We start from the raw sequence: 11,231 nt of genomic DNA on the forward strand, positions 1-11,231 counted from the left end.
CGCCGGCGGCGGAGGAGCCCGGCCACCCGGCGCCGAGGTCTCCGATCCGCGGGAGCGAGCCGCCGAGGTCTCCGACCCGCGGGAGCGAGCCGCCGAGGTCTCCGCGGTGCGGGACAGAGCGGCGCATCCGGCCGCCACGGGGACCTTCGCGGTACGAGCGGCACCACGGGTGCGAACGGTACGAGGCGTGCAAACCTCCCAAGACCGTGACGTCCCAGGCTGTGGGGGAACCCGCTGTTCCGCGATCCCCGCCCAGCGTCTAGGGTTCGATCGCCCGCCCTTGCGCAGGACCCGTCAGGCGGGCACCGGACCGAAGCGACGGCGAGCGTGCCCAGAGGCCGGAGGGCAACGAGCACGCGGCTCCGGCCCCAGGATTCGAGCGATCTTGGCGGAGCGAGTCAGGCAACCGCATCTGGGGGCTTTCACCATGGACAACGACAGCTTCGGCGAATCCGCCGGACACGGGCGGCCGCCGCGCGACGCCATCAAGCAGGCCGTGCCGTCCGCCCCGGCGCCCGTGCGCACGGTCCAGCTCGTCACCGGCGACTACCTGCTCACCGTCAACCCCGTCGACGGCAGCGAGATCGAGCTCTGCCCGCCCCTGCAGACGCCCGCCCGGCCGGTCCGGCACACCGCCGCCGAGCGCGCCGAGGTGGCCCGGGCGGGTCTGCCGCCCGTCCCCGCCGGACCCGCCGCGCCGCGGCTGCCGCTGCTGGAACGCGACGAGCCGCGCGAGCGCCTCGTCCGGCTGATCGGGCAGGGCCGCTCCGTCCGCCTCACCGGTCCCGCGGGATCGGGACGCACCGCGCTCCTCGACGCCGTTGCGGAGGAGTGCGCGGACGTGGCCCCCGACGGGGTCGTCCGTCTCAACGGTCTGAACCGCACTCCGGGCGAACTCCTCCAGGAGCTGTTCGCGACGGTCTTCTCCGCCCCCGGGCAGCGCCCCGACCGGAACGCCCTCGCGGGCTTCGTCCGCGACATCGGTGCCGTCGTGATCCTCGACGACCTGGAGTTCGGCGGCGCCGCGCTCGACGAACTCCTCGACGCCGCGCCCGAATGCGCCTTCCTGCTCGCCGCCACGCCCGAGGTGGCCGCGCCCTCCGCCGACTCGCCCCTGGAGGAGGTCTTCCTCGGCGGCCTCGGCCGGGCCACCGCGCTGGAACTGCTGCGCCAGGTCGTGGGCAGGGCGCTGACCGAGGAGGAGGCCAACTGGGCGGGAGACCTCTGGTTCGAGTCCGAGGGCCTGCCGCTGCGCTTCGTGCAGGCCGGTGCGCTGCTGCGCCAGTGCGACGACCTGCGCGGCGACCCGGAGGCGTTCGAGGACTTCGCCCCGTTCGACGCCGCGCAGGGCCGGGACGTGCCGCTGCCGACCCTGGGGGAGGGGGCGGCACCCGCTCCGCTGCTCGCGTCCCGCCTCAGCGAATCGGCCCGCGCCACCCTGCGCTTCGCCGTCGCGCTCGGCGGCGAGGTGCCGCACCAGGCCCATCTGCCCGCCCTGGTGGGCGACACCCACGCGGACGCGGCTCTCGGCGAACTCATGGCCTGCGGCCTGCTCTCGCCCGCCGGTCCGCGCTACCGCCTCGCCGCCGGAGTCCTCGCGCAGCTGAGGGAGAAGGGTTACGACGAGGGCGCCGCCGGTCATGCCCACACCGCGGCCCAGCACTACACCTGGTGGGCCGGCCACCCGTCGGTCACGCCCGAGCGGGCCGTCGCCGAGGCCGACGCGCTGCTGGCGTCGCTCGCGGGCCTGGTGCCCGCCGGCGACGCCGGGTACGCCAGCACGGCCGTGCTCCTCGCACGCAGCGCCGCACCGGCCTTCGCCGCCGGACGGCACTGGGGCGCCTGGGAGCGGGCCCTGCGGAGCGGCTCGGAGGCCGCCAGGATCGCGGGCGAGGTCGCCGAAGACGCCTACTTCCACCACGAGTTGGGCGTCCTCGCCCTGTGCACGGGCAACCTGGACAGGGCCAGGGCGGAGCTGGAGGCCTCCATAGGCATGCGCGGGGCCCTCGCCGACAGGAACGGCACGGTCGCGGGACGCCGGACGCTGGCGCTCGTCGAGGACCGTACGCAGGGACTCGCGCCGAAGCCCGAGACGCTGACCACGCGCCCGGAGGGGCCGCAGTCGCCGCCCCGCGGCGTCCCGCTCGCCCTGGCGTCCGGGGCCGCGACCGCCCGGCTGCCCCGGACCGGTGGCGACGACGCCTCGCCGGTGACGCAGGCCCTCGCCACCGGGGCGCCGGACCGGGCGCCCGCGCGCCGCTTCGGCGTCCTGGGCGGCACCAGGCGGAACCTGGTCGCCGTCGGCGCGGGCGCCGTCCTGGCGGTCGTCCTCGGCACCGTCGTCACCCTCGGGGCGACCTCCGGCGCCGAGGAGCCGCCCGCGGAGGGCGTCAGGAACGGCCAGCAGACCGACGACGGGATCGACGACTGGGGCACGGACGAGCCCGCCCCGGCCGGCGAGCCCTCCGCCACCCCCGACGGCAAGGGGAGCACCGGGCCGTCGCCCTCGGCGTCCCCGGGCACGGCCACGCCGTCCCCGGGCGCGAGCGCGACGAGCACCGGCCCCGCGCCCTCCACGAGCTCGTCCCGCCCGGCGACCCCGTCCAGGACCAGCCGGCCGCCCACGGCGCCCACCTCCGGGCCCGCCCCGTCGTCGCCGACGAACTCGCCGAGCCCGTCGGCGAGCAACCCCTCGCTGCCGCCGTCGCCGACCACGACCCCCACCGGGGGCACGACGTCGGCGGACGGATCGCCGACCACCCCCCTCGACCCGGCCTGAACGCCGTGACCGCGCGGCCGAGGACGGCCGCGCGGTCGGGGAGAGGGGTCCGCGCGCAGGCGCACGGGGGTGGGATCAGAAGAGGCGGAGCTTGTCGTCCTCGATGCCGCGCAGGGCGTCGTAGTCGAGAACCACGCAGCCGATGCCGCGGTCGGTGGCCAGCACGCGCGCCTGCGGCTTGATCTCCTGGGCCGCGAAGACGCCCTTGACCGGCGCCAGATGCGGGTCGCGGTTGAGCAGCTCCAGGTAGCGGGTCAGCTGCTCGACGCCGTCGATCTCGCCGCGGCGCTTGATCTCCACCGCCACCGTCGCCCCGTCGGCGTCCCGGCACAGGATGTCCACCGGGCCGATGGCCGTCGGGTACTCGCGGCGGATCAGGCTGTATCCGGCGCCGAGTGTCTCGATCCGGTCGGCCAGCAGCTCCTGCAGGTGTGCTTCCACGCCGTCCTTGATGAGACCGGGGTCCACCCCCAGCTCGTGGGAGGAGTCGTGGAGGACCTCTTCCATCGTGATGATCAGTTTCTCGCCCGCTTTGTTCACCACGGTCCACACGCTGTCGTCACCCTCCTTCAACGTGCAGGGCGGCGACATCCAGTTCAGTGGTTTGTACGCCCTGTCGTCGGCGTGGATGGACACACTGCCGTCGGCCTTGACCAGGATCAATCGGGGGGCGGACGGCAGATGGGCGGTGAGCCGGCCCGCGTAGTCCACGGAGCAGCGGGCGATGACGAGACGCATGGTCGGCAACGCTACTCGACAGCCGCCTCGGCGCGCGATTCGCCCCGGAAGCCCCCTTCTTATTTGGCCGGTTGTGCTCCCAATCTCCTGGTGCGACCAAGACAGCGCACTTACCGTGTAAGCGGGAGGTCGCCGGTCGTGCACGCTGCGTCGTCTTACATCTTTGGTATGCCGTCGTTTCGCCCGCTTTCTCCCTCCATGCCCGTAAGACCCCTTCTTGGGGGTCGCGAGAGGAGAACCCATGTCGCTCGACGTCTCACCGGCTCTGTTGGAACAGGCCGAGCGAGGCGAGGTCGACGAAGCAGCCTTCGTCGACTGCGTCCGGACCTCCCTGCCCTTCGCATGGGAGATGATCAGTTCTCTGGTGGCTCAGCTGGAGGTGGACGGCGGCGACTTCGCCGACAACCAGACGCCTCCGCCCGACGAGCAGGCACGTGGTCAGCTGCTGCGCGCACTCGCGAGTGACGCGATTCGCGGTGCGCTCCAGCGGCACTTCGGTGTGCGTCTCGCATTCCAGAACTGCCACCGCGTCGCGGTGTTCCCGCTGGACTCCTCGGCGGACGAGCGGCTCGCCCGCTTCACCTCCGTACGGGGCCAGCTGCTCAACCAGTCTCCCGAACTGCGCGACTGCTAGGGCCTTTCGTTCGGATCAGGGCGGATCGGCGAGTGACGTCGCCCCGGTCCGGACGAGGAGCCCCGGTCGTCGTGGCCGCTTCCGCATCCGCGCAGGATGTCGGAGCGGTGGCACCGCCTGTGGCACCTCGCACGACTCCCGGCCGGGGCGACGGGCCCGGCCGGGCCCGCACCGGGGCGTCCGGCTCACAGGAGCCGGGGCAGCACCTCGGTCCCGAGACGGCGTACGTTCTCCTCGGTGGCCGCGAGGTCGCCGGACCCCTCCGCGAGGAGGGCGAAGCGGGTGATGCCGGTGCGCTCGGCCGTTGCGGCGAGCCGGTCCGCCGCGAGCCGCGGTGGTCCCACGGGGTGCAGCGAGCAGAGCATCTCCGTGTAGGCGACGGGGTCGCGCATCGCGCGGTGCCGGCCGTCCACGGTGACATGCGCGTCGAGACCGAGCTTCAGCCAGCCCGGCATCGCCTTGACCAGGGTCTCCCGCGCCTCGGCCGCGCCGTCGGCGATCTGGGCCACTCCGGCCGACACATGCTCCGCCCCCGCGACCTCCTCGGGCGGGCGGCCCGCCGCGAGCGCGTGGCGGCGCCAGAGGCCGACCATCGCGGCCTTGTCCTCGTCGCCGCAGTGCATGCCCAGCAGCATCGGCAGCCCCCGTTCCGCGGCCAGCTCCACACTCTTCGGGGACGTGCAGGCGACGACCACCTCGGGCCCCGTGTCCGGGCCGTCGATCCGTTCGGCGGGGCGCGGGACGACGTCGACCTCCCGGAACGCGTACCGCTCGCCGTCGGCCCCGACACGCGCCTCGCGCAACCACCGGAGCAGCAGATCGAGCGATTCCCGGAACCCGTGTTCGTACGCGGCGAGGCCGGCGCCGAAGACCTCCAGATCGACCCAGGGGCCGCCGCGCCCCACACCGAGCGTGAATCTGCCGCCCGAGGTCAGGTGGAGCAGTGCGGTCTGCTCGCCGAGCGCCACCGGGTGCGCGGTCGGCAGCACGCTCACCGCCGTGCCGACGTGGATCCGGCGTGTGCGGCCCAGCAGCAGGGCCGCGAGCGTCACGGCGGACGGGCAGACCCCGTACGGTACGAAGTGGTGTTCCGCCAGCCAGACGGAGTCCAGCCCGGACTCCTCGGCCACCTCGGCGGACCGCACCGCGCGGTGCAGTGCCTCCCCCTGTCCCTGACCGGGGAACTGGGCCGCCAGTACGAAAGTGCCAACGCGCATCGCCAATTGCCTCCTTGCGGCCGACGCGTCTCCCCCTCGACGGCATCAACGCATGACACGTGCCAAAGGCACGGGCGGGCGGGAAGTTGTTGCGATTTTCCGCTAACCGGAGCCGTCGGCCCGGCCGCCGTGGGGCCGGAGGCGACGAGTGCCCCGTATCCGGGCGCTTACGCTGGAGGACGACCGTCCGGCCGACATCCATGAGGTGAACCCGTGTCCCCGCGCCGCAACCGCCCCCGTGGCGGCGACAACCCGACCGATCGAGGCGACGAGGTCGGCAGCCGGTACGGCGGCTTCGGACGCAGCGAGTCCTGGCAGGGAGAGGACTGGTCGGTGCGGCACGTCGCCGGGGCGAGTGCGGCGGGCAAGTCGTACCGCTGCCCCGGCTGCGACCAGGAGATCCCGTCCGCCGTCCCGCACGTGGTGGCCTGGCCCGAGCACGGCGGCGTGGACGACCGGCGCCACTGGCACAAGGCCTGCTGGAACGCGAAGGACCGCCGCACCACGAAGGTGCAGCGGTCCCGGAACGCGCCGCGGCACTGAGCCCGCCGCGAGGCCGTCCTCAGACGTCGCGGCTGTTCATCACCGCGAAGGCTCCGCCCAGCGAGACGGCGGCGAGGCCCACCATGATCGCGACCGGCGTCCAGCCCAGCGGACCCGACGAGCCGCCCGACGCGGCCTCGCCGTAGATGCCGATGAGCTGACTCGGGATCGCGTACTCCAGCAGGAACTGCTGCAGGTCCGCGAGGTTCTCGGAGAACATGAACATCGCGGCGACCAGCGGCATCAGGATGACGCCGATCATGGTCGTGATCGCGCCCGCCGAGTGCCGGATCATGCCGCCCACACCGAGCGAGACCAGACCGAGCGCCCCGACGAACAGACCGACCCCCACGGTGGCCCGCAGCCACTCGTCGCCCTTCGGCTCGGAGGCGTCGACCATCGCGTGCTGCATGAGCGCGACGAGGGTGGCCACCACGGTGGTGATCACGAAGACCAGCAGGAAGAAGACGACGGCCTTGGCCGCCAGCACCCGGCCGCGGCTCGGGCAGGCCGTCAGCGTCGTACGGATCATGCCGGTGCCGTACTCGGACGTGATGGTGAGCACGCCGAGGGTCACCACGCAGATCGAGCCCGGCAGCAGGCCGAAGAAGCCCAGCGCGAGCGCGGACTCCTCGCCCATGCCGGCGGACTCGCCCGCCGCGGCGAGGAGCGCGGCGACACCGAGCCCGATGCCGATCATGAGCAGGATCATCACGCCCAGCGTCCACATGGTGGAGCGCACCGAACGGATCTTCGTCCACTCGGAGGTGAGGGCGTCGCCGAGGTGCGCACCGCGGATCGGGATGGGCGAGGAGTACGCGGGAGCGCCCGGCTGCTGGTAGGAGGTGGTCATCGGGCGTCCTCGGGCTTGGTCAGGTCGGCGGGCGCGGCGGCCGGGGCCGCCGGGGGAGCGGTGGGCGGCACGGCGGGCGCCTGGGGCGCCGGCTGCGCCGGGGCGCCGGGCACCGGCGCCGCGTACGGGTTCTGGCCGGGCGCCGGCGGGGCGTACCACCCCTGCTGCGGCACGTCGGGGATCTGCTGCGGCGGCACCCAGCCCACCGGCGGCTGCTGCATGAGCCCCGCCTTCTGGTCGTCCGTGGAGCGGTAGTCGACGGCGCCCTGCGTCATCCGCATGTACGCCTCCTCCAGCGACGCCTGGTGCGGCGACAGCTCCCACAGCCGGACGCCGGCCTCGTGCGCCGCGTCGCTGATGCGCGGCAGGGCGAGCCCGGTCACCCGCAGCGCCCCGTCGGCCTCGGGCATGACCTGCCCGCCGGCCTCGGTCAGCACCGCCGACAGCTTCTCGCGCTGCTGCGGCTCCGTCTGCGGGGTGCGCACCCGCGCGAAGTCGGCCGAGTTGTGCGAGATGAAGTCCTTGACGCTCATGTCCGCCATCAGCTGGCCGCGGCCGATGACGATCAGGTGGTCCGCGGTGAGCGCCATCTCGCTCATGAGGTGCGAGGAGACGAAGACGGTGCGGCCCTCGGCGGCCAGCTGCTTCATCAGGTTGCGCACCCAGAGGATGCCCTCGGGGTCGAGGCCGTTGACGGGCTCGTCGAAGAGCAGCACCTGCGGGTCGCCGAGCAGCGCGGCGGCGATGCCCAGCCGCTGGCCCATGCCGAGCGAGAAGCCGCCCGAGCGGCGCTTGGCGACGTCCTGGAGCCCGACGACGCCGAGCACCTCGTCGACCCGGCGTGCCGGGATGCCGGACAGCTGCGCGAGCGACAGCAGGTGGTTGCGGGCGCTGCGTCCGCCGTGGACGGCCTTGGCGTCCAGCAGCGCGCCGACCTGCCGGGGGGCGTTGGGCAGCTGGCGGTACGGCCGTCCGCTGATGGTGACCTGGCCCGAGGTCGGGCGGTCCAGGCCGAGGATCATGCGCATGGTGGTGGACTTGCCGGCGCCGTTGGGTCCGAGAAAGCCGGTCACGGCGCCGGGCCGCACCTGGAAGGAAAGGTTGTACACGGCCGTCTTGGCGCCGTAGCGCTTCGTCAGGCCGACTGCCTCGATCATTTCTCCAGCCCCATCGACTGTCGGGTCGTCGGGGCCCAGGCCGTGCTGTGCCGTACGCCCCCGTAAGAGTTAGGAGGATATCCGGGCCTTGACGGTTCCGGCCAAGACGTGTCGCCGGATCCGCCCGGTGCCGTGTGTCTCAGGCGTCGCGCTTCTTGAGGACCAGGTAGCCGCCGACGAGCGCGGCCGCCACCCAGACGAGCATGATGCCGAGCCCTCCCCAGGGCCCGTACGGTGCCTCGTCGCTGTTCAGGGCGTTGGGCACGACCTGCATGATCTTGGCGCCGGCCTGGTCGGGGAAGTACTGCGCCACGTCCTTGGCGCCCGGGACGGCGCTGAGGATCTGCGAGACCAGGAAGAAGAACGGCATCAGGATGCCGAGCGACAGCATCGAGCTGCGCAGCATCGCCGCGACGCCCATCGAGAAGACCGCGATCAGGCCCATGTACAGGCCGCCGCCGACCACCGCCCGCAGGACGTTCTCCTCGCCGATGGAGGTGCGGTGCGTGCCCAGCAGGGCCTGGCCCACGAAGAAGGTCAGGAAGCTGGTGACCAGGCCGATCACCAGCGCCAGCAGCCCGGCCACCGCGATCTTGCTGAAGAGGAACGTGGCCCGCTGCGGCACGGCCGCGAGCGAGGTGCGGATCATGCCGGAGCTGTACTCGGTGCCGACGACCAGGACGCCGAAGACGACCATGGCCAGCTGGCCGAGGATCATCCCCGAGAAGCTGATCAGGGTCGGGTCGAAGGTGAGCCGCTCGGCCTCGGAGAGGTCGTCGAAGGTCGAGTTCATCAGGGCGCTGAGGGCCGCGCCCATGGCCAGGGTCACGGCGAACGCGCAGATCAGCGTCCAGGTCGTGGACGAGACCGTGCGGATCTTCGTCCATTCGGACGTCAGGACGGCGGGTACGGACGCCATGGGTCAGGCTCCCTCGTTGCGCGGGGCCCACTGCGGGGCGGCGGGACCGGTCGGCGGGGGCGCGTCGGCGCGGTCGCCGGTGGAGTGCGCGTGGTACTCCACGGAGCCCGCCGTCATCTGCATGAAGGCCTCTTCGAGCGAGGCGCGCTGGGCGCTCAGCTCGTGCAGCACGATCCGGTGCTCGGCGGCCAGTTCACCGAGTGCCTCGGTCGTCGCGCCGTCGATCTCCAGGGTGCCGTTGCCGGACTCGACGGCGATCATGCCGGCGCCGTGCAGCACGTCGAGGAGGCGTTCGCGCTGCGGTGTGCGCAGTCGTACATAACTGCGGGAGTTCTTGTGAATGAAATCGGCCATCGACGTGTCGGCGAGCAGCCTGCCCTGCCCGATGACGATCAAGTGGTCCGCGGTCAGGGCCATTTCGCTCATCAGATGGGACGAGACGAAGATCGTCCTGCCTTCCTGGGCGAGGGCTTTCATCAGATTGCGGATCCAGTGAATTCCCTCGGGATCCAGACCGTTCACCGGCTCGTCGAACATGAGGATCTCCGGGTCGCCGAGCAGCGCCGATGCGATTCCGAGGCGTTGGCCCATACCAAGGGAGAATCCCTTGGACTTCTTCTTCGCCACCGCGGTCAGGCCGACGACGTCGAGCACTTCCGCGACCCGGCGTGCGGGGATGCGGTTGGCCTGGGCGAGGCAGAGGAGGTTGTTGTACGCGCTGCGGCCGCCGTGCATGGCCTTCGCGTCGAGGAGCGCGCCGATGTACTTGAGCGGTTCGTCGAGGTCCCGGTAGTGCCTGCCGTCGATCCGGACCGTCCCGCGGGTGGGGTTGTCCAGATCCAGCATCATGCGCATCGTGGTCGACTTGCCCGCCCCGTTGGGGCCGAGGAATCCGGTCACCACCCCCGGGCGCACCGTGAAGGAGAGGTTGTCGACCGCGACCTTCTTGCCGAAATGTTTGGTGAGACCCTCGAGCTCGATCATGCGGTCACGCTACGGGGGCGGCATGGCCTCCGCCACCCGGTTCGCCCAACGGGACACGTCGGTCGCGCGTCGGGGGCGAGGCCCCGCGGCCAACGGCCCGTGCCGGGGGGCAAAGTGACGCCGGCACGCTTGCGCGGGCGCTGCGCGCCCGGCGGGTGACGCCCCGGAACACCGGTGCCCGGCACCTCCGAGAGGTGCCGGGCACCGGTCTGTGCACGGATCGCGGGACGGCGGGCGAGCCGGTGCCGGGCCCACAGGCCCGGCACGGCGCCCGAGGGGCGCGCCCGGCGCGTCAGCGGGACTGCTGCGCCGGGACGCCGCGGGAGATGGGCTCGTCGTCCGCCGGGGTGCCCGCCGCGGCCACGGCCGCACCGGTCAGCGTGGCCAGCATCTCGCGGACGTTGGTCAGCTGGGCGTTGATCGAGTCGCGGCGGTTGGTCAGCGCCGCCAGCTCGCGCTCCGATTCGCTGCGGATCCGGTCTGCCTTGGCGTTGGCGTCGGCGACGATGTCCTCGGCCTGGCGCTGAGCGGTCTCCACCGTCTGGCGGGCACGGCGCTCCGCGTCCGTCCGCAGCTTCTCGGCCTCCAGGCGCAGCTGCTCGGCACGGTGCTCGATCTCCGCCAGGCGCTTCTCCGCCTTGGCCTGACGCGAGGCCAGGTCGCGCTCGGACTGCTCGCGGCGCTTGGCCAGGTTGGTCTCGAAGTCCGCGGCGGCCTGGGCGGCCTTCGCGCGGGTCTCCTCGAAGAGGGCGTCCGCCTCCTCGCGCTTGGACTGCGCGTCCTTCTGGGCCTCGCTGCGCAGCGTCTGGGCGTCGCCCTTGGCCTTCTCGACGATGCGGACGCCCTCGTCCTCGGCCTTGGACTTGCGCTCGGCGGCGAACGACTCGGCGTCGTTGCGCACCTGCTGGGCGGCGGACTCGGCGAGCTCGCGGTGCTGCTCGGCGGCGCGACGGGCCTCCTCGCGCAGGTCCTTCGCCTCCTCCTCGGCGAGACGGAGGATCTTCTCGACACGCGCGCCCAGACCGGCGTACGACGGCTCGGCGTCGTTGACCTGGGCCTGGGCGTTCTGCGTTTCGAGGTGGAGCTCCTCGATGCGCTTTTCCAGAGAGGTGATTCGGGCCAGAGCACTATCACGGTCGGCGACGAGTTTGGTAATGCGGTCGTCCACCTGACCGCGGTCGTAACCACGCCGCACGAGCTCGAAGCCGAAGGGGGAGGAAGTGTCGCTCATGGGGTTCCTGTCGAAAGAGACCGGTGAGGTGTTAGAGGGAATCCTAGGGGCCGAGGCGGCGTGTCATCGAGCGGATGCCGGTTTGATCTGGAGAATGTCCAGCCTTTTGAGTGGCTAGCCGTCGGATGACTTGCCACTCGAACGAGTGCCCCCCGCCGCTGCCCCCGCCTTGACGG

General features: G+C 72.4%; 10 protein-coding genes. 3 read left to right on the forward strand and 7 right to left on the reverse strand.

Annotation, left to right across the window (positions count from 1 at the left end):
* Positions 1-427 precede the first annotated feature (427 nt).
* Positions 428-2,779 carry an ATP-binding protein gene (locus tag EAO77_RS13065; protein WP_187283201.1) on the forward strand — a complete coding sequence of 784 codons (2,352 nt, stop codon included), beginning with the start codon at positions 428-430 and terminating at the stop codon, positions 2,777-2,779.
* Between the two features lie 75 nt (positions 2,780-2,854).
* Here the strand turns inward: EAO77_RS13065 and nucS are convergent, their stop codons facing one another.
* The gene (gene nucS, locus EAO77_RS13070; protein ID WP_187283202.1) at positions 2,855-3,517 is read right to left on the reverse strand and encodes an endonuclease NucS; all 663 of its coding nucleotides are present in this window, start codon (positions 3,515-3,517) and stop codon (positions 2,855-2,857) included.
* 241 nt (positions 3,518-3,758) lie between these two features.
* On the opposite strand from nucS, the gene EAO77_RS13075 reads away from it, so the two are divergent.
* The gene (locus EAO77_RS13075) at positions 3,759-4,151 is read left to right on the forward strand and encodes an SCO5389 family protein (RefSeq protein WP_147988164.1); all 393 of its coding nucleotides are present in this window, start codon (positions 3,759-3,761) and stop codon (positions 4,149-4,151) included.
* A gap of 185 nt (positions 4,152-4,336) precedes the next feature.
* Here EAO77_RS13075 and EAO77_RS13080 read toward each other — a convergent pair whose 3' ends face one another.
* Positions 4,337-5,368: an LLM class flavin-dependent oxidoreductase gene (locus EAO77_RS13080; protein WP_147988165.1), complete on the reverse strand. Its 1,032-nt coding sequence runs from the start codon at positions 5,366-5,368 to the stop codon at positions 4,337-4,339.
* A 213-nt stretch (positions 5,369-5,581) separates the two neighbouring features.
* Between EAO77_RS13080 and EAO77_RS13085 the strand changes: the two genes are divergently transcribed.
* Positions 5,582-5,911 (forward strand): ATP/GTP-binding protein, encoded by a 330-nt coding sequence (locus tag EAO77_RS13085; protein WP_147988166.1) that lies wholly within the window; start codon positions 5,582-5,584, stop codon positions 5,909-5,911.
* Between the two features lie 19 nt (positions 5,912-5,930).
* Here EAO77_RS13085 and EAO77_RS13090 read toward each other — a convergent pair whose 3' ends face one another.
* From EAO77_RS13090 to EAO77_RS13110, 5 genes are all read right to left on the reverse strand, one after another.
* Positions 5,931-6,764 (reverse strand): ABC transporter permease, encoded by an 834-nt coding sequence (locus tag EAO77_RS13090; RefSeq protein WP_147988167.1) that lies wholly within the window; start codon positions 6,762-6,764, stop codon positions 5,931-5,933.
* Positions 6,761-7,921, reverse strand: a complete 1,161-nt coding sequence (locus EAO77_RS13095) for an ABC transporter ATP-binding protein (RefSeq protein WP_147988168.1) — start codon at positions 7,919-7,921, stop codon at positions 6,761-6,763. Before EAO77_RS13095 ends, EAO77_RS13090 begins: the two co-directional genes overlap by 4 nt.
* Positions 7,922-8,060: 139 nt before the next feature.
* On the reverse strand, positions 8,061-8,840 hold the full coding sequence (locus EAO77_RS13100) for an ABC transporter permease subunit (protein WP_147988169.1): 780 nt from the start codon (positions 8,838-8,840) through the stop codon (positions 8,061-8,063).
* 3 nt (positions 8,841-8,843) lie between these two features.
* Entirely contained in the window at positions 8,844-9,824 is a 981-nt protein-coding gene (locus EAO77_RS13105) for an ABC transporter ATP-binding protein (RefSeq protein ID WP_147988170.1), read from the reverse strand.
* A gap of 292 nt (positions 9,825-10,116) precedes the next feature.
* Positions 10,117-11,055: a cellulose-binding protein gene (locus EAO77_RS13110; protein ID WP_147988171.1), complete on the reverse strand. Its 939-nt coding sequence runs from the start codon at positions 11,053-11,055 to the stop codon at positions 10,117-10,119.
* Between the last annotated feature and the right edge of the window lie 176 nt (positions 11,056-11,231).

Origin of the sequence: Streptomyces sp. T39 (genome assembly GCF_008042045.1) — a bacterium.
Taxonomy (GTDB): Bacteria; Actinomycetota; Actinomycetes; order Streptomycetales; family Streptomycetaceae; genus Streptomyces.